Origin of the sequence: Borrelia recurrentis A1, from assembly GCF_000019705.1 — a bacterium.
Taxonomy (GTDB): domain Bacteria; phylum Spirochaetota; class Spirochaetia; order Borreliales; family Borreliaceae; genus Borrelia; species Borrelia duttonii.
In genome coordinates this window covers 202,514-222,582 of sequence record NC_011244.1, presented here as the reverse complement: position 1 = coordinate 222,582, position 20,069 = coordinate 202,514, and the positions used below count along the sequence as shown (strand labels likewise).

Below are 20,069 nucleotides of genomic sequence, written 5' to 3'. Positions count from 1 at the left end.
TATGTATTATTTTATTACTTTCAAGTAAATATTTCTATATTTTATAGTGTCTTGAAACCAAATTTATTTTGTTCTTGGGTTAGAAATGTAATGAAGTTTATTATTTCTTCTTTTTGTTTAGGTGATATTTTTTGTTCTTCTTTCAATGTATCTGGCTTGTAATAGCAAACAATATAATATATGGCTGGTAATAATGATATTTTTTTGTGAAATTCTTCTGGTTGAAATAATAATTCTAGTTTAATATTTTTGTTTAGTATTTTAAATACTCTTGTTCTTAGAGTTAGTGATTTTACAAAAATATATGATTTGCAGTAATTGAATTTATGAGGACTTGTTTTTTGCATTTGGATTATTTCTTGAGGGATTGTGATTTTATTTGAATCAAGGTATAGCATTATTTCTGATATAAATTCAAAATGTTTTTTATCAATATTGGGATAAAAAGATAGGAAATATACAAATATTTGATTTTGAATTTCAAAATTTTTATTTTTGAAAAATTGTTTTATATCTTTTTCTGTTTGTATTCTATCATTTTTATCTGCATATATATAAAATGAAATCCATCCATATGTATCTATTTTTGTGATATGTTTTTTAATATAATTTATCACGTTAATTAAAAATATTCTTCGTAGGTTTTTATTTTGAAATATTTTTGAGCTTTTATATGGATTGAAATTCATTTTTTCAAATGATATGAAAAATTCTTCTGCTTGAAATTTTGCGGTAATCATGTCTTCTATATTTGTATTAAGGTTTAGTAATTTATGTGTATCAATATATTCAATTGTAAAAATGAAATCTTTCCATTCATGTGGTACTTTATCTTTAAAAAACCATTTTAGATATTGTTTTATTGCTGTTTTTTCAAGTGAAAATAAATATGTTTTGAAAGTGTTTTGAAAATCTTTTGGAGTATATCTTGTAAATTCACTGAAGAAATAATTGAAATTAGAATTTTTATTTGATCCTTTATAAAAAATTTCATTAAGACTAAATGTTTTGATTGTTTTTAAGTATTTTAAAATTTCATCGTATTTTAAAGTTAAAACTTCATCTATTATATATTTATAATTTTTTGTTAAAATTTTATTAAAAAGTGACTTAGACAGACATCCTACTGGCCAGTAAGTTAAAATAAGTAACTTTTTTAATTTAGTTACTCTGTTTTGTTTTTGGCTTAAACTTGATTTAAATAATCTTTGAAATGATAAGTTATCTTTAAGTATTTGTTTAATTTTTTCTTTATTTCTATATTTTACCGCTATTAGTATGTCTATTGTTGGTTCTAAATTTTCTATTTTTAAGTTATTAGAAAAATTTAGTATTAATTGTTTATATAATTCTTTTTTTTCTTCTGTGTATTGCTTATTATTGTATATTTCAATTATTTTTAAAAAATTGCTTGAATTTAATTTATATGTTATTCCAGGTCTTTTGCTAATAAGATTAGTTTCTTTTTTTATTTGAAGTAAATTTTTTTCTTTAATGATTTCTAATATCCAGTTTTTTAGATTATTGTCTTGTGCTTTTTCGTAATAATATTCTTCAAGTGTGATGTTTAATATATTTTTTTTAAGTTCATAATTTTTACTTATTGTTATGAGATTTATAACTTCTTTTTCATTGAGTTTGTAAAGTTTTGATAAGATACTATATTTTAAAATTTTTTCTTCTACATTTGTATTTATGTATTTTTTTAATATTTTAAGGTTATCATAAAATTTTTGATATTTTGTTGTTATTGTCATTTAATTCCTTAATGAATTGTTGATGATTTGGAGTAATTTATCATCTTGTTTTGCAATTTTGATTATTGTTTCTAAATAACCTTCAATATCACCTATATCAAGCCTTTCTCCTTCAATTTTTTTATATAATACTTTATTTTCAATCATTAGTTTTTTTAATGCATAAATATGGTGATATTCTCCTTTTTGGTGAAATTTAAAACCTTCTTCTAAAAATTTAAAAAATTCATTGGTATATAAGAATCTTCCTATAGATGCTTTATTGCTTGGTTCGTGACCAATTGCTGGTTTTTCTACTATATCTTTTACATGAATATTATCTTGATTTAGTTCTATTACTCCGTATCTATTGATATTTTTAGGATTTTCGATAATGGATAATATATTTTTACCAGTTTTTTTATATAGTTCTATTAATTGTGCTGTTAAGGGTGGTGATCCAATATGTAGATCATCGGGGTATGCAACTATTACGCTTTCATTGCCTATCCAAGGCTTTGCATGTAGTAATGCATGTCCTGTGCCCATCATTGTATTTTGTCTTATAAAACAAATGTTAATGTCTTTAAGTTTAATTTGTTCTAAAAAATCTTTTCGGCATTCTTTGATGAATGTATGTTCAAGTTCAACTTCTCTGTCAAAGTAATTATCCAAAACTTTTTTTCTTCTTGAAGTTATTATGAGTATTTCTTTAATTCCAGAATTAATAAATTCTTCAATAATATAATCAATTGATGGTTTATTTAAAATTGGTAACATTTCTTTTGGAATGGTTTTTGTTATAGGTAAAAATCTTGTACCATATCCTGCTGCTAGTATAATACCTTTCATATTTTGTCTCTCTTAAACAAGATTATATCAAAATTTGGTTTATATATATTTAATATTTTTGCAAAATGATTTAAAATGCATCCTGATGCGTGTAAGTTCAGGAAAATATAAGGGATGGAAAGTTGCTTGTCCTAGAGTAGGTTATGTACGGCCTGTGATGGCTATTATTAGGGAAGCATTTTTTTCTATTTTGTTTAATCAGATTTCGGGAATAAATTTTCTTGATGTATTTACTGGGACTGGAATAATGTCTCTTGAGGCTTTAAGTAGAGGAGCTAGTCTTGTACATCTTGTTGATTATAATAAATTTTCTAAAAATGTTTTGATTAAAAATTTTGATATTGTAAATGAACCTTATAAATTTTTTTTTACAAAAGCAGAATTCTTTCTTGCAAAGAGAGATCTTTTTTATGATTTAATTTATCTTGATCCTCCCTTTAACTATCCTTTGAAAAAAAATTTACTTGAAATAATCTCAAAAAATAAAAGTTTAAATAAAAATGCCAAAATTATTATTCATTATCCTGCTAGAGAAAATTTGGATAATAATATTTTAAGACTTTCAAAATATGATTTTAGAAAATATGGAGGCTCAAGACTTGATTTTTTTGAAGTTAATCTTGATATATAAATTGTTAATTCTGGATAGAATCTAAGAGTGGAAATTGTTCACTTTTAAGTTCTTGAATATTATGTCTTAATTCAAATTTATCAGTGTTTTTAAATGGGCTTTTTTTAATTTCTCCATCTTGTCCTTTTATTATTATTTCTCTGGATTCTAGGTTTAGTAGTATATCTCCAATTTTATATGATTTGTCTTTTTGTTTTATTATGGATAAAATAGGCAAAATATCCATTGTATATTTAAAAACAACAGCTTTAAATATAGGTTCATTGCAATTTTTTGTGTGTACATTTATTATCGTTCCATAGTCAAATGGTGCAAGTATTTTTAAAAAATTTTTTAGCATTTTTATGTCAAATTTTTTATTTCGTAAATATTCGTCTGGTTTATCTTTATCCCAATAGTATTTTGCGCTGTTTTGAGTTAAAAATTCAATTGCTTCTAATGGATTAACGGGTTCTTTAATTATTATTGGATTAATCATTTCATCATAAGTATCTATTATGCAAAAAATTCTGATAAGTTCATGTGTGAATTTTTTTGTTGTTTCTGTGTGATTTTTTTTATTAAGGTAATTTTTTTGTCCATTAATTATCATTTTTGTAATAGCAGAAATATCATCTCTCATTCTAAATAAATTTTTAGAAATATTAATACTTTTCTCTAAAAATTCTATTTTAGAGAAAAGTTGTTTTTCTGTATCGTTTTGTTTAATACTAATTTTGTTTCTTATTTTTTGTAGTATTGTGGTATGCATAAGTCCAATTGGATGTAACAGTACTCCAAATGCAGCTTGTATTATAATATCATTATCGTAAAAAAATTCTGTAAATTCTGTATAGTGTGATTTGTCAATAAAAAATTTTGATGTTGATCTTGGTGCATTTTTTGCTGCTCGCTCTTTATTTAATTGTGCAATAGTGAATAAAAAATAAATTGTCGTATCAATTGCATGTATTAATATGGAGTCACCTTCTGTTTGTACTTGTTCTCTAAAAAATTCATAATCTCTTCTGATTGACTGCAAATTTAGTTTTTTTATTGTTTGATGATGGAGATTATCTTGATCTATGATTTTTTGAAAACCAAAATAATCATAGATCGTTGATAATATTTTTTGAATAGAGATTATTTTATGTCTTGGTAAAATTTTAAAACTACCTTCAATAATTTCTTTACTATAGATGGAATCAGGTTCTCTTTCCATTAGTGTATTTAAATTAATTGTTGTTTTTTTCCCTGAAATTGTGAATATTTTATCTTTTTCTGAGAATGGCTTATATATATCTTTTGATGCTTCTATTAGTTCTTCTTTTAAAAAATTTAATTTGTTGTTTAAAAGTTCTTTATTAATTGTATTGACTAATGTTTCATGTGAGATATTCTCATAATTGCTTATAACTGGGATATGTGAAACGTTTCCTTTTTTTAAAAATGTTATGATTTTTTCATTTATCTTTGTACTTAATTTAGTTAAGTTTCCAATATTTAAAAATATTATATCCTTTTCTGTTAAGTCTTCTATTTTTTTTATTTCTTTGAGAATCATTGAAATCCTCTTAAAGTTTTAAGCATTGTCGTACAGGACAATTATATTTGCGAGATAAGGGTTTGTCTTATGTTCTGTTAATTTAGATAAGGTAATGTTTTGTAACATAATTTTATGTAGCTTTTTAATAGCCGAATTTAAAGCTTCTCCTTACTCCTTTATTTGCAACATGATTGCATGACAAAGCCTTTCATTCGTATTGCCGCCAGGGAGAATCGAACTCCCGACACAAGGATTTTCAGTCCTTTGCTCTGCCAACTGAGCTATAGCGGCTTAAATTTTGACATTATAATTTTTATTAACAGAAACAATTTTTTCATAAACAAAGTTTTTTGTCAATTAAATAAAGAGCTATTAAAATTTTTTAATCTTTATATTTCAATAAAAAGGAGTAATCAATTTTTTCTGTCTTTATATGAATTAGCAAAGAAAACGAACAATTTTATTAATTTTGATTGTTGTTTAATGATTTAAGTAGATAGTATTGTTTGATAATAAGTTGTTTGTACTTTTTAAGTGATGGAGACTAGGTTATATAGTAATTAATTTGTATTTTTTATTTAAACGCAATATTTGTATTCTTATTCTTAAATAAGAAAATAAATGGGTCTTAATACCGATAGTATATACCCATTTTATAATTTGTTTTGTTGATATTTATTTATCTTTTGATTTTTAACCAATTGAAACCAATTTTTTATTTTGTATGATGTAAGTATTTAAAAAAATCCATATCTGTTGAAAATATTTTTCGTTTATCTTTAAGTGTTATTTTATAACTTTCTAGTGATTGCCATAATTTATAAAATTCGGTATTTTGTCCGTAGGCATTTGCATAAATCTGTGCAGCTTTACTATCTCCTTCAGCTTTAATTTTAGCAGCTTCGGCCCTTGCTTCACTTAATAGTTTTAGTTTTTCTTTTTCAATACTACCAAGAATTTCTGTTTTCTCAGCAATTCCTATACTTCTTTGTTCTTCTGCTACTTGTTGCCTTTCTGAAATCATTCTGTTGTATACGGAATCAATTAAACTTGGATCATAACCAATTTTTCTAATAAGTACATCTACAATTTCAATTCCAATATCTTTTGTATTTTGATTAGATACTTCAATTATTTCGTTTTCAATTATTTTTCGACCTTTTGTGATTTTATAGGTTGTATTATTTGTAATGTCTTGTGGGGTTAATATTCCATCAGATAGGCGTTGAATGGGATCATTTGAACTTCTTATAATTTCAAGTAAAGGATATTTTGCAATGACACTTCTTACTGCAGGTTCAATCGCTGCATTAATTATAATAGAAGCTCTAAACATTGTTTTAATTGCTGTGTAAAATTTATTAATGTCTACAATTTTCCATCTAGCAGTTGTATCTATCCAGATTAATTGTTTTTCTTCTCCTCCTGTTGGAATTCTTTGAGGTTCTCCATCCCATCTAAGTATGTATTTAGGAAAAATGTGTACATTTTCAATAAATGGAATTTTATATTTAAGACCAGCTGTATTTTCTGTTCTTTCAATTTTACCGAGTCTTGTAGTTATCGAAATTTCATTTTCTTTTAAAATGTAGATTGGTTGTGTTATAGCTAATAATATTAAACCGAATATTAATGTAAAAGCTAAAATCTTAGCAAAATAGAGTAAAAATTTTAGTATATATTTCATTTACTTAACCTCCTTAAATGGAAGGAAATTTTTTAAGTTTTTGTCAATAATTTCAATATTGTCTTTATTTTTAAGAATTTCTTTCATTGTTTCGTTATATATTCGCTCTCTTGTAATTTCTGGATCTTTTATGTATGCATCTAGAATTGCATTAAATATGGCAGTTTCGGCTAATGCACTATTTATTCTGTTTTCTTTATATCCTTTAGCTTCTTCTATTAGTTTGAGTGCTTCACCTCTGATTTTTGGGATAATTTGATTAAATTCTTTTTTCCCTTCATTTATAAATTTATTTTTATCTTGGATTGCAATATTAACATCTTCAAATGCTTCATAAACTTTTCCTTTTGGTGGCATGGCATTTCTGATTTGTACCTGTATAATATCGATTCCTAAATTATATGTTTTAATAATTTCATTCATAGAATCTCTTACTCCTTCTGTGACACCAACCCTATTATCGTTAATGATTTCAAAAATAGTATTGTCTCCAATTAATCTGTTCATTGATGCTTTTGCAATGTCTGTTATGGTTTTTTCTGGATCTTCTACTTTGAACATAAAAGAATATGGATCACTGATTTTATATTGCACTAACCATTCAACCTTAATTATATTTAAGTCTCCAGTAATAATAATTTCTTCATCTTCATCTGGATTGATTACCATATTGTTGTTTGCATTAAACCCAAATTTAACTTCTTGTATGATCTTTATTGGTACAATTAATTTTTCTTCAATTAATGGAATTTTGATATGTATTCCTGGTTCAAGTATTCTATTTAATTTACCAAGACGAAGAATGACCGCTTCATCAGATGGTCCAACAATGAAAACATTTGAAATGGTGATTATTAATATTATTACTAATACAATTAGAATTATAGTATATTCATATGTTTTGTTAAAAAAATTTAAGATGTTATTTAACATTTTTCCTCCCTTTTTATTACTATATTTTAAAATATGTATTTCATGATTAATCCCCTAATATTTTTTATAAGGTGTATTTTATGTTTACATTGAACTTTACTTAATAGACAATTTTTCCAAATATTCATTCCTTTTGAATTTTTTTAAATGTTATTTTTTTTATTTTATGGTTTTGAATTTCTTCTATGAGATATTCTCCGTGTTCTGTATTAACCTGTTCTCCTTTTGTAGGTATTTTGTCAAGTAAGTCCATGATGTATCCTCCCATTGTATTAATGTAGTCTTTATGTTGAATTTTAATTCCCACTGTTTCTTCAATTTCATCAAATGTTGTTTCTCCTGATATTAAGTAAATGTTATCGTCTTTTTTAGTAATGAGTTGTTTTTTCTCTTCGAAATCATATTCATCAAATATTGCACCGAAAATTTTTTCCATTATGTCTTCTACTGTGAGTATTCCTGAAAATCCACCGTACTCATCAATAACAATTGCCATTATTTTTTGTTTTTGTCTCATGATGTCTAATATGTCTTTTATTCTTTTATTTTGCTGTACAAAAACAGCAGGTTTTATGAATTTAATAATATTTTTTTCAAGTTTTTTTTTACTTATTTCGATTAAATCTTTAGTTATTAAGATTCCTATTATTTGTTCTCTATTTTGGCCTTTATATATGGGAATTCTTGAATATCCTTCTTTTTTAATTAATTTAATTTTATCTTTTAATTTTGATGTACTTGAAAGCGAAAATACTTCTGTTCTATGTGTCATAATTTCAGATGCCCTAACTTCTCCTATATTTAGCATTTTTTGCATGAATATTCTGTCATCATTTTCTAAAATTCCTAATTTTTCTGCTAAAGACAACATGTTTTTTATACTATCTTTAGTTATTTTTTGATTTGTTGTTATTTTGCATAGATTTAATAAAATTTTGACTATTCCATTAATTATGTATATTGCTGGTGTGAATATTATTGTTAATGTTTTAATAAAAATAGAGGTATATAAGACTATACTCTCATTATTTAGGATTGCAATCTGTTTAGGAAATATTTCTGAACAGATGAGTACTATTATTGTTATGATTCCAGTTGAGAATGCAAGAGAATTATTGCCATATTTATCAAGAACAAATTTTGTTGTCAGAGTGCTTGCTGTTATATTAGCAATATTATTGCCAATTAAAATTGTTGTGACGAGTTTTGATGGGTTTTGTGATAAATTGTATACTACTGTTCCTAATTTTCCTTTTTTCTTTATGTCTTGAAGTTGGATGAGGCTTAATGATGTATAGGCTGTTTCTGATGCTGAGAAAATTGCCGATAATATTATAAGTATTAATATAATGATTAATTCTAACATAGTTATTATTTTAATTTATCTTAAAATCATTGTCTTTAATTTTGTTTGCCTTTATAAAAAACACATTGACCTTTAAGCCTTGTTTACAAGGCGCCGACCGGATTCGAACCGGCGAATCAAAGTTTTGCAGACTTTTCCCTTAGCCACTTGGGTACAGCGCCATATGAAACATTAGTTAGTTTATAAAAAAATATTTGAATTGTAAACAGTCTTTTTTTACTTTTATAGTTTAAATAATAATTGATTTTTTGGCTATTCTCTTTTGAAATTTTTATATAAAAATAAATTTTATTTTTGTAAACTTTATGAATATGAATAGAAAAGTACTTAATGATGTTTTATTTAGATTAAATCAAAATTTGATACAGAAAATTATAGGGTCTTGTGAAGTGGAAATATTGGGACTTGCATATGATTCAAGATGTGTTTCATTTAATTTCGTTTTTTTTGCTCTTCCTGGGCTGTATTTTAATGGTCAAAAATTTATTGAATCAGCAATTCAACGAGGTAGTAATGTTATTGTTCATACTAATGATATTGATTTTTATGATTCCAACGTAACGTATATTAAAGTTGATCCTTGTAATATAAAAAGATTTATGTCAAATTTTGCTCATGTTTTTTATGATGAGCCCTCAAAAAAGCTTAAAATTATTGGTGTTACAGGAACTGATGGTAAGAGTTCTGTTTGTTTTTATATTTATACTTTATTAAAGTCTATGGGTGCTAAAGTTGGGTTTATCTCAACAGTGTTTCTTGAAGATGGAAGTGGTGCTTTAGTGAAAAATCCCTATAGGCAGTCTACTCCAGAATCAACAGAAATTCATTTAGTTCTCAGTAAAATGGTTGCTAATAATGTTGAATATGCTATTATTGAATCAACTTCTCATGGTCTTGATGATAGGACATCAAGGCTTCTTGATATTGAATATTCTGTTGCTGTTTTGACTAATATCAGTCATGAACATCTTGAATTTCATGGTACGATGCAGAATTATTTAAGAGCCAAGCTTAATCTTTTTTATTCTGCAAATTCTCATGGTGGTTTTGGTATTATCAATATGGATGATAATCATTTTTCTGTGTTTATGAATTCTATTAATAGGACTTATACCTATAGTTTGAAAAATGAAAAGGCTGATTTTTTTATAAGTAAGATTAATGAACAAATGGGTTTTACTGAATTTGAGTTTTATCATAATAAAACTAAATATGCTGCTAGAGTTAATTTAACGGGTAGTTTTAATGTTGAAAATGTTATGGCTGCCTTAATTGTTGTTAGTCAAATTATGAATGTTGATATTTCAAAACTTATTTGTAAGCTTATTAATATTGAGAGTCTTTATGGACGCATGCAAGATATTAATTTTGGCCAAGATTTTTCTTTAATTGTTGATTATGCACATACCCCAGGTGCTTTTCTTAAAATGTTTCCTATATTTAAACGACTTGCAAAGAAGCGTTTAATTTCTGTTTTTGGTTCTGCTGGGGAGAGAGATATTCTTAAGAGAAGGTTGCAGGGAGAAATTGCAGATGAGTATTCAGATGTAATAATACTTTGTGATGAGGATCCAAGAGGTGAGGATTCTATGCAAATAATTAGAGATATTGCGGAAGGAATTGTGACAAAAACCTTAAATAGAGATTTGTTTTTTATTCCTGATAGAAAATGTGCAATTGAAAAAGCAATAAATATTGCATGTAGTGACGATTTGGTGGTTACTCTTGGAAAGGGACATGAAAGTTCAATAATCTATAAAGATAAAAGTATTTTTTGGGATGAACAAGCGGTTATTAAAGATATTATTTTAAGTTTGGGAAATAGGGGTTAGTGTTATGAAAAAAAATCTTATGTTAATATTTGGAGGAGTTTCTTTTGAACATGAAATTTCTCTTAGATCTGCTTATGGGATTTATTCATCTCTTTTGAAACTTGATAAGTATAATGTATTTTCGATTTTTGTTGATAAAGTTACTGGAATTTGGTATTTGTTAGATTCTGTTCCCAGTAGCGCTGAATTGATTAAAAGACATACTACTTCTATTGTTAATTTTATTCCTGGTTGTGGGATATTTGTAAATAATAAATCTCTTGAGATAGATGTTATATTTCCTATTATTCATGGAAGAACAGGTGAGGATGGTGCTATTCAGGGATTTGTAAAGATGATGGATATTCCTTGTGTTGGTGCTGGTATTTTAGGAAGTGCTATTTCTATTAATAAATATTTCTGTAAGGTTTTGCTTAAAAGTTTTAATATTCCTGTAGTCTCTTTTATTGGATTTAAAAAGGATGATTATATTTTAAATAAAGAGGGAATAAAAGAGGATATAAATAATAAATTAAATTATCCTGTAATTGTGAAGCCTTCTGTATTAGGTTCTTCAATTGGAATTAATGTTGCATATAATGTTTCTCAGATTGAAAAATATATTGAAGAAGCTTTTGAATATGATTTGACAGTTGTTGTAGAAAAATTTATTAAAGCAAGAGAAATTGAATGTGCTGTTATTGGAAATGATCAGATTAAAATATTTACACCCGGTGAAATTGTTGTGCAGGATTTTATATTTTATGATTATGATGCTAAGTATTCTACTGTTCCTGGAGATTCAATTGTGTTTAATATCCCTGCTCATCTTGATATGAAACATTTATTAGATATTAAAGAATATGCATTTTTAACTTATAAATATTTGGAACTTAGAGGCATGGCAAGGATTGATTTTTTGATATCAAAAGATACCAATTTACTCTATGTTAATGAAGTAAATACAATTCCAGGTTTTACAGATATTTCTATGTTTGCTAAAATGTGTGAACATGATGGTCTTAGTTATGAGAGTTTGGTTGATAAATTAATCACTTTAGCTTTTGAGAGTTATAAAAAGCGTAAGGATAAAATTGATTTTACTAGGTTAGAGAGTTAGTTTAAATTTAAATTTTGTAATTTTTCAATTTCTTTATCATTTTGAAGTTTAAAAAAGGGGTCTAAATCTTGTTTTGATGATTTTGGAAGTATTCCTGAATGTTTGATTGTGTATGAATAATCTATATTGATATTTTTTATTTCTTTTTTTGTTTTTTGATCGTATATTTTGACTTCATTTTTATTAGTATCAAAGTAGGCAAAAGCATTATATTTAATGTCTTCTTTGCACTTAATTGTGAAGGTTATGTTTGTTATATTGCTTTTGATATTATTTGCTGTGAATATTATATTGTTAGATACTATTTTGTATGGTGTATTACTTTGATATACAATGAGTTCAGATGCATTTTCTAGGTACAAATGAATTTGTTCTGCAATTTTTGTTGTGGTGATTTTAATTGTATAAATCGATCGCTCTGCTGCGTCTATTTTTTGAAAAGATACGTCTATTAATTTTTCTTGTATTTTGGTTTCCTTTTTTATTTGTGTTTGATTTTTATCTAATTTTAAATTGAGATCTTTTATTGAGAGTTGAATTGTATTTTTGTTGTCTTGTAAGTATTTGACATTAATTTCATTTTTATGTTCTGGGAAGCTTATTGTTTGGGATATTTTTATTGTTGCAATTTTTTCTATGTCGTATGAAATTATGATGATGGCAATTATTAAGAGAAGAATTATAAATTCGATCTTTTCTGATTTTTGAAATTCTTGTTTTATTGTTGTAGTTTTGTGTTTTAAATGTTCTACAATATTGGCGAGTATTGCTGAGAATAGTGATATTGCTATAAAATAGCTTAGTTCAATAGGTCTTGATATCATTAAAGTTGTTTGTATTGATGTTATTAATATAAGATTTATTACCCAAATGAATATTATTATTAATTTTTTTAAGATTTTTATTTTATTAGGAATCATTAGTATTAATATATTCTTGAGTATAGTAATTAAAATAAATTCTATTTTGATATATAACACTATGATAAACTCAACTATGGAAGTTGATATTGCTAAGTATTTAAGTTCTTTTAAGTTTAGATGTATTTTATAATTGTATGCAAAGTAGAACATTAGATTGAAGTTAAATAAGGTTAGAAAAAAATTTACCAAATATACTGGATTTATAATATCATAATCTATAATATTTTCATATGCAAATAGCATTTTATTTGTAAATAGTATAGAAAGATATGAGCTTAAGAATAATATAGAAAATAGTTTTATAATTTTATGATAATTCTCTTTTGTTTTTCTTAGTATGATGCTGGTTTTTTTGAATCTTATAATCATTATTAATATAATAAAGTTATAAGTGGCATATATAGCTATGATAAGTGTAATTTCATTTATAATCCATTTTTTAAATATAGTGTTGATAATAACATAGTGTAGTGTATCTTCATTTTGAATATTGTTTTCAGTTTTAATTGTTTCTTCTATTGCTTTATAAATATCATAAGGATTATTTTCTTTTATATATTTTAAAAGAGAATGTTCTCTATTGTTGCTTATGATTAAAATTGGAATTTTTTCTTTTAGATATAAATTATATATTTCATTAATATTTTTATTTGTTATTTTTGATACGCTGAAATTTACTTTATTATTTTCAAATGTTTTTATGGAGTTTTTTAAAAAACTTAAATTTGTTTTTGAGTTTATTATATTTGATTGATTTTTAAATTCTATTAAGTTGTTTCTTTTATCTTCATTTAACATTAAATATATTGTATTTATATCTTTTTCAAAAGTATTACTGTTTAATAATAATCTGCTATTTATTGTTGATATTTGTTTATGTGAATCATCTTCTATAAAATAGATATTTATGCTGTTTTTAATTTCTTTGTTCTTGAAATTATTTATTAATGTAATAGCAATGGCAATTGCTAGATTATTTTTTAACTTGTATTGTGTTTCTATTGGTATAATTATGTTATAAATGGTTTTTTCTTTTCCTTTTATTTTTGTGTGAATTGCTTTATGTGAGTATCCAATAAATCCAATTTCTTGGAGTGAATGTTCTTTATATTGAATTTGATTTTCTATAAAGTATTTTTTTATATAATTATACGTGTTTTTTATTCTTTCTATTTTATCTAAAGATTTATTTAGCATATTGATTTTTGTGATATGTGTTATTATTTGTTCGTTATATTGTTTTCTTTCATCTGCGTTTATTGTTTTATGTAAAATGGATATATTTATTAAAATTAAGAATAGTATCTTAATTGTCATAGTTTTTTATGTCTTCTTCCACTTGCATTATTTGAAGTACATTAGGATTTTCTTTAAGTGAATTAAAAATCATTGATACATTTTTATGGTTTGATAATATTATAATATTTATTATTCCGTGTTCATTTCCACAGTCTTCTATTTTTTCACTAATAAGTCTTACATCAAATGTTGTAAAGAGATTATCTAGGTAATTAAAGAGATCTTTTAAATTTTTTAAAAATATTATAATATGATACACTTTTCTTGTTGGTGTTGCTTCCCATTCTACTTCTACAAGATGGTTTTTTTTCTGATATGTGATTTCTTTACAATTTTCTTTATGAACCACGATTGTATCTTTTTGTATTAAACCAATAATATCTTCACCTGTTAATGGGTTACAATCAGAAGCTGTTGTAATGCTTTTGAGTTTAGATTTTGTTAGAGATTTAAATAGACTAAATAGTCTTTTTTGTTCTTTATTTTCTCCAATCAAATATGCAATTATGTTATTGTCTACAAATATTGTATTGTCATTTTTATTAAGCCAAGATCTAATTTTTGAACGTGCTTTTTTTGTTCTAACGCTATTTAACCAAATTACATCAGGTTTTGCTTCTTCAGATGTGAATATTTCAACAATTTGTTCGTTTTTTAATGGTTTGGTTAATGAACTAATTTTGCCATTGATTTTTGCATAAAGTGCTTGATCTCCAATATCTGTATGTATTGTATATGCAAAGTCAATTGAGTTTGAACCAAATGGAAGTTCGACTATTTCTCCTTCTGGTGTATAGACATATATAAATGTATTTAGAAGTTCCTTATGTATATCGTGCATTGAGTATTGATTTTTATTGGCCGATTCTTGTTGCCATTTTTTAATTCGATTGATAAATGATATGTCATCAGCTTTTAATTCAACTTTTTCTTTATAAAGCCAGTGGGCAGCAACACCATATTTTGCAATTTTATCCATTTCTTCTGTTCTAATTTGTATTTCGATTAATTGATTATCTTCAGGTATTCTGACAGTTGTATGTAGAGATTGATATTTATTTTCTTTAGGAATGGCTATATAGTCTTTAAGTCTTCCAGGTATTGGTTTCCAAACTTTATGTACGATTTCTAGTATTTCGTAACATTCTTTTTGTTTCTTGCAAATTATTCTTATTCCCAAAGTATCAAAAATTTGAGAAATATTGTTATTTCTTGTTTTCATTTTTCTAAATATTGAGTAAAAATGTTTTGAACGCACTGTGATTGTGACGTCAATTCCAATTTTTTTGAGTTCTTTTTCTATTATTAATTTTCCTTTATATAATTTTTTTTCTCTTTCTATTTTTGTTGCGGATAAAAAATTTTTTATTTCTTTATATTCTTTTGGATAAAGATATTTTAATGATAAATCTTCAAGATATATTTTAAGAGATGAGATACCAAGTCTTTCTGCAATTGGTACGTAAGTTGCAAGACAATCTCTTGCAATTCTTTCTCTTCGATTTTTAGGTAAGTGAGAAAGCGTTGCCATGTTATGTAATTTATCTGCAAGTTTTATTATTATTATTCTAATGTCATGAGTCATTGCAAAAAACATTTTTGAGATTGTATTTGCTTCTTTGATTGCTCTTGTTTTATTGTGCAAATCATGAATTTTGGTTACCCCATCAATTAAACTGAAAACTTCTTGATCAAATTCTTTAATGATTTCTTCTTTTTGAACACTTGTGTCTTCTAAAACATCATGTAGTAAACCAGCTATTATTGTTTTAAAATCCAACTGAAATTTTATAAGAAATAGTGCAACCATTATTGGGTGAATTACATATGGTTCTTTGCTCTCTCTATATTGTCCGTAGTGTAATTGCTCTGATATTTCAAGAGATTTAAATATTAATTTTTTTTGAATGTCATCTTGATAAGTATTATCTACAGTTTTTTTAAAAATATTTTTTAATTTATCAATATCATTTATTTTAAGTAAGTATGCAATTTCATAGACTTGTATCATGTTTTATCCTTAAAAGTAATGCTCTTTCTCGATTTTCAATATCATATATAGTTTTTAAATATGTGAAACCTTCTTGTATTGCAAACTTTTCTAGAGATTTTTTTTGCCACGGAGCCATTTCTAATATTAAGAGTCCATTTTTAGTTAATTTGTATTTTGCCTGTTTGATTATTTTTTTTGCAATTTTAAGTCCATCTTGTCCAAATCCTAAGAGTGCTATTCTTGGTTCTTTTGCTAATTTTTCCTTTATTCTAAGTTCATCTTTAGTTAAGTAAGGAGGATTAGTTATTATTAGCTCAAACTTTTTACCTATGTATTTTAACAGATTTGAACGTTTTATTTCTATATGATTTGTTAAATTTAGTCTTTGTGTATTTTTTAATGATACTTTTAAAGCTTGCGCCGAAATATCGGCTAGTGTTACTTTTTGTTTAAGATAATATGCAATTGTTAATCCAATACATCCACTTCCACAACATAAATCTAGAATTTTACTTAAATTGTTTTTTTTTATTTGAATCAAGGCTTCTTCTACTAAACATTCTGTATCATCTCTAGGAATTAGTACGTGTTTGTTTATATAGAATTTGATTCCCATAAATTCTTTTGTTCCAAGTATATAGTGTATGGGGATTCCTGATTTTATATTTTTTATTTGAGAAAACAATTTATATTCTTCTTGTTGTGTTAGATTTTTATTTGTATTTGCAAAGATTAGTTCTTTATTAATATTTAGTATTTTTTCAAGTAGTAGTAGAATTTCAATAGTGCTTAAATTATATTTCTTTGCATTTTTTATTACTTCTTGTATTGTCATTAAAATAAAATTATAACTGACTATTTTTTAGTGATTGTTCTTGAAATTTAAGTGCTAATGTATTTAGAAGGGAGTCAAGTTCTCCTTGCATAATTTCTTCTAGTTTATAAAGACTAATATTTGCCCTATGATCTGTTACTCTATTTTGTGGAAAATTGTAAGTTCTAATTCTTTCGGATCTGTCACCCGAGCCTACTTGTTGTTTTCTATCATTTGAACGTTGTTCTTGTTTCTTTAGGTTTTCCAATTCATAAAGTCTGGCTCTTAAAATTTTCATAGCCTGTTCTTTATTTTTATGCTGACTTCTTTCATTTTGACATTGTGCCACAATTCCTGTAGGTAAATGTGTGATTCTAACAGCAGAATCTGTTGTATTGACATGTTGACCACCAGCTCCAGAAGATCTGTAGACATCTGTTCTTAAGTCTTTGTCATTAATTTCTATATCGGTGTCTTCAACCTCAGGTAGTACGGCAACGGTTGCTGCTGAAGTTTGAAGTTTGCCATTAGATTCTGTTATGGGTATTCTTTGCACTCTATGTACTCCACTTTCATGTTTTAATTTTTTAAATACATCTTTGCCTTTTATTTCAAAACTTACTTCTTTAAATCCACCAAGTTCTGTTTTGTTAAAATTAATAAGTTCTGTTTTCCACTTTTTCTTTTCAGAATATTTTGTATACATTTCATAAAGATTATGTGCAAAAAGAGCAGCTTCTTCTCCTCCTGTTCCAGCTCTGATTTCTATAATAATATTTTTATCGTCATTTTCATCTTGATGTAGTAGTAATATTTTAATTGTATTTTCTATCTCATCTTTTTTAGAATATAAGTGAGCTATTTCTTGCTTAATTAAATCTTTCATTTCTAAATTATCTTCTTCAGATAAAATTTTTTGATTTTCATTAATTTGATTTAGTATGTGTTGATATTCATCTTTCTTTTCCTTGATTTTTTCTAGATAATTATATTCTTTTATTATTTTTGAATATTCTTTTTGATTTTTAATTAAATTTACGTCTTGTAATTTTTCTTCGAGTATTTTAATTTTTTTTTCAATGGGATTTAATTTTTCTAAAAACATTTTCATTTCTCCTAATCAAGTAGTAAATATTTTATCCTAATTTTGAATTTTTTTAATATATTGATTTATAAATTTTATCTAATAGGTTCTCTAGGTACAATTTTGATAAATAAGTTTAACCATAAAAAATTAAGTATATTTTTTTAATTTTTTATATAATATGTTTATTGAGATTGGATGTTAAAGATTTATTTTATTAAATGTCTTGGTATGTTTATATAGTAAATAAGTTATATGTTTTTTAAGTAGTAGTATATATGAAATATGTTATGTCTTTAATAAACCAGTTAAGAAGGGGTTATTTATGTTAGACAATAAACTTTTAGATGATTTTGAAGATATCTCGCAAAATTCTGATAAAGAGCTTCTTGATGTTACTGAAAAATCCAAAAGGGGTTATCAGTTAATAAAGGAAGAGAGACTTTTTGAAGCAGAATCATTGTTTAATGATATCTTACAAAAGGATGATGATAATAATTATGCTCTTGTTGGACTTGGAGACATTGAAAGAAAGAAGCGTAACTTTGATAAAGCTATAATTTATTATCAAAAATGCCTTGCCAAACATTCAAATAATAATTATGCTCTTTTTGGGTTGGGAGATTGTTATAGAAGTTTGGGAGATTATAAGAAGGCCACAGACGTATGGGAAGAATATTTAAAATATGATTCTAAAAATATTACGGTTCTTACAAGAGTTGCGTCTTCTTATAGAAAATTAAAAAATTTTCAAAAATCAAGACAATCATATTTAAGAGTCTTAGAGCTTGTACCTGATAATGATTATGCACTTGTGGGTATTGGACATTTGTATTATGACTTTAAAGAATATAAAGAAGCTTTAAAATATTGGCTTAAGATGTATGAAATAAATCAAGTTAAGATAGATGTTCGTCTATTAACTTCAATTGGAAATTGTTATAGAAAATTGAAAGAATTTAGTAAAGGCATTTATTTTTTTAAGAGAGCTTTGGAAATTTCTCCAAATAACTTTTATGCTATTTTTGGACTTGCTGATTGCTATAGAGGAAGCAAAGAGTATGCTGAGGCTTTAAAATATTGGCTTACAATCATAGATAGAGATCCAAAAAATAATTTAGTTTTAACAAGGGTGGGGGATACATATAGATATTTGAAAGATTATGAAAATGCACAAATTTATTATAAGAAAGCACTTGATGTTGATTTCGATATGTTTGCTATACTTGGTCTTGCATTACTTCAAAAAGAACAGGGGCAATATGAAGAAGCATTGATAGCTATTAAAAATTTAATAAAAACTAATCCTAAAAATTCAATATTGTATGTAAATGTTGCTGAATGTTATGAAGCTTTAGGTCAGATTGAAGATGCTATTGGTATTTTATCGAGTTTCTTGCAACTTGGCATGAAGAATGTTACCATTATTGACTATATTACTAATCTTAAAAAAAAGATGGATGCATGAAAGTTGATTTTAATAGAGCTATTTTTTTAGAAAAATTAATAGATACTCATGTTCATTTTAATGAAATGAAGAAACATTCTGTAGACATTCATTATGTTATTAGTGAATGTTTTAAAAGTGGCTTTTCTTATTTTATTGATATTGGACTTCATCCTAGTGATTTTTATGAAAGGAAACAATTTTTAGATACTTATTCTAATATTGCATTAACAGTTGGAATTCATCCTTTAAATAAAGCTTCAAATAGTGATTTTGAATTGATTGAAAAGATTTTAATGACAGAAAATGTTATTGCTATTGGTGAAGTTGGACTTGATTACCTTAAGGCAAATAATAAAAATGAACAAATTGAGGTTTTAGGGATTCAGTTAGATTTAGCTAGTAAATATCAAAAGCCTGTTATCTTGCATGTGAGAGAAGCTTATGATGATATTTATAATATTGTTAAATCGTCTAATTTTATGCATAGAGGAATATTGCATTGTTATTCTGGTACTTATGATTATGCTAAAAAATTTATTGATCTTGGATTTAAGGTATCTTTTGCAGGTAATTTAACTTTCAAAAATTCAGATCTTTTAAGAATGGTTTTAAAGAAGTTAAATATTGAAGATATTTTAATTGAGACAGATAGTCCGTTTTTAGCACCAGTTCCTTTGAGAGGCAAGATTAATACTCCACTTTTTTTGGGATATACATGTATTGAGATTGCTAAAATTAAAAATTGTGATATAGAAAAAATTGTATCTACTTTTTATAATAATTTTAAGGATTTATTTAAAGATTTGATTTAAGAATAATTTTCTTTTATTATTGTTATAAATTTT

At 25.3% G+C, this 20,069-nt stretch carries 15 protein-coding genes and 2 tRNA genes; 5 read left to right on the top strand and 12 right to left on the bottom strand.

Going from position 1 to position 20,069, the window contains the following annotated elements; all coding sequences use genetic code 11:
- Positions 1–41: 41 nt before the first annotated feature.
- Together BRE_RS01055 and BRE_RS01050 are read right to left on the bottom strand one after the other, a co-directional pair.
- Complete coding sequence (locus BRE_RS01055) at positions 42–1,757, bottom strand: BB_0208 family protein (protein WP_012538735.1); 1,716 nt, start codon at positions 1,755–1,757, stop codon at positions 42–44.
- On the bottom strand, positions 1,758–2,588 hold the full coding sequence (locus BRE_RS01050) for a sugar phosphate nucleotidyltransferase (protein ID WP_012538734.1): 831 nt from the start codon (positions 2,586–2,588) through the stop codon (positions 1,758–1,760). It abuts the gene before it with no gap.
- Between the two features lie 85 nt (positions 2,589–2,673).
- Between BRE_RS01050 and rsmD the strand changes: the two genes are divergently transcribed.
- Positions 2,674–3,219, top strand: coding sequence for a 16S rRNA (guanine(966)-N(2))-methyltransferase RsmD (rsmD, locus tag BRE_RS01045; RefSeq protein ID WP_041178093.1), 546 nt, complete (start codon positions 2,674–2,676; stop codon positions 3,217–3,219).
- Between the two features lie 4 nt (positions 3,220–3,223).
- On the opposite strand, the gene BRE_RS01040 is transcribed toward rsmD, so the two are convergent.
- From BRE_RS01040 to BRE_RS01010, 6 genes are all read right to left on the bottom strand, one after another.
- Positions 3,224–4,762, bottom strand: coding sequence for an HD-GYP domain-containing protein (locus tag BRE_RS01040; protein WP_012538732.1), 1,539 nt, complete (start codon positions 4,760–4,762; stop codon positions 3,224–3,226).
- Positions 4,763–4,962: 200 nt separating this feature from the next.
- Positions 4,963–5,035, bottom strand: a tRNA-Phe gene (locus BRE_RS01035).
- A 424-nt stretch (positions 5,036–5,459) separates the two neighbouring features.
- Positions 5,460–6,431: a protease modulator HflC gene (gene hflC, locus BRE_RS01025; RefSeq protein ID WP_012538731.1), complete on the bottom strand. Its 972-nt coding sequence runs from the start codon at positions 6,429–6,431 to the stop codon at positions 5,460–5,462.
- A complete protein-coding gene (gene hflK / locus BRE_RS01020) occupies positions 6,432–7,364 on the bottom strand; it encodes an FtsH protease activity modulator HflK (RefSeq protein ID WP_012538730.1) in 933 nt (310 codons plus the stop codon).
- Positions 7,365–7,488: 124 nt separating this feature from the next.
- Positions 7,489–8,730 (bottom strand): hemolysin family protein, encoded by a 1,242-nt coding sequence (locus BRE_RS01015; protein WP_012537968.1) that lies wholly within the window; start codon positions 8,728–8,730, stop codon positions 7,489–7,491.
- 88 nt (positions 8,731–8,818) lie between these two features.
- Positions 8,819–8,891 (bottom strand) — tRNA-Cys (locus tag BRE_RS01010).
- A 150-nt stretch (positions 8,892–9,041) separates the two neighbouring features.
- Here BRE_RS01010 and BRE_RS01005 point away from each other — a divergent pair.
- Entirely contained in the window at positions 9,042–10,562 is a 1,521-nt protein-coding gene (locus tag BRE_RS01005; RefSeq protein WP_041178091.1) for a UDP-N-acetylmuramoyl-L-alanyl-D-glutamate--2,6-diaminopimelate ligase, read from the top strand.
- Between the two features lie 4 nt (positions 10,563–10,566).
- Positions 10,567–11,661, top strand: a complete 1,095-nt coding sequence (locus BRE_RS01000) for a D-alanine--D-alanine ligase (protein ID WP_012538728.1) — start codon at positions 10,567–10,569, stop codon at positions 11,659–11,661.
- Here the strand turns inward: BRE_RS01000 and BRE_RS00995 are convergent.
- The 4 genes from BRE_RS00995 to prfA are packed head-to-tail and all read right to left on the bottom strand — an operon-like array spanning position 11,658 to position 17,795.
- A complete protein-coding gene (locus tag BRE_RS00995; protein ID WP_012538727.1) occupies positions 11,658–13,901 on the bottom strand; it encodes a ligand-binding sensor domain-containing protein in 2,244 nt (747 codons plus the stop codon). The genes BRE_RS01000 and BRE_RS00995 overlap by 4 nt on opposite strands.
- Positions 13,891–15,894 carry a RelA/SpoT family protein gene (locus tag BRE_RS00990; protein ID WP_012538726.1) on the bottom strand — a complete coding sequence of 668 codons (2,004 nt, stop codon included), beginning with the start codon at positions 15,892–15,894 and terminating at the stop codon, positions 13,891–13,893. The genes BRE_RS00995 and BRE_RS00990 overlap by 11 nt, the downstream gene beginning before the upstream one ends.
- Complete coding sequence (prmC, locus tag BRE_RS00985; protein ID WP_012538725.1) at positions 15,878–16,711, bottom strand: peptide chain release factor N(5)-glutamine methyltransferase; 834 nt, start codon at positions 16,709–16,711, stop codon at positions 15,878–15,880. Before prmC ends, BRE_RS00990 begins: the two co-directional genes overlap by 17 nt.
- Before the next feature lie 10 nt (positions 16,712–16,721).
- Positions 16,722–17,795 carry a peptide chain release factor 1 gene (gene prfA, locus BRE_RS00980; protein WP_041178090.1) on the bottom strand — a complete coding sequence of 358 codons (1,074 nt, stop codon included), beginning with the start codon at positions 17,793–17,795 and terminating at the stop codon, positions 16,722–16,724.
- A gap of 304 nt (positions 17,796–18,099) precedes the next feature.
- On the opposite strand from prfA, the gene BRE_RS00975 reads away from it, so the two are divergent.
- Positions 18,100–19,242, top strand: coding sequence for a tetratricopeptide repeat protein (locus tag BRE_RS00975; protein WP_012538723.1), 1,143 nt, complete (start codon positions 18,100–18,102; stop codon positions 19,240–19,242).
- Positions 19,239–20,036 carry a TatD family hydrolase gene (locus BRE_RS00970; RefSeq protein WP_012538722.1) on the top strand — a complete coding sequence of 266 codons (798 nt, stop codon included), beginning with the start codon at positions 19,239–19,241 and terminating at the stop codon, positions 20,034–20,036. The genes BRE_RS00975 and BRE_RS00970 overlap by 4 nt, the downstream gene beginning before the upstream one ends.
- The last annotated feature ends 33 nt before the right edge of the window (positions 20,037–20,069 follow it).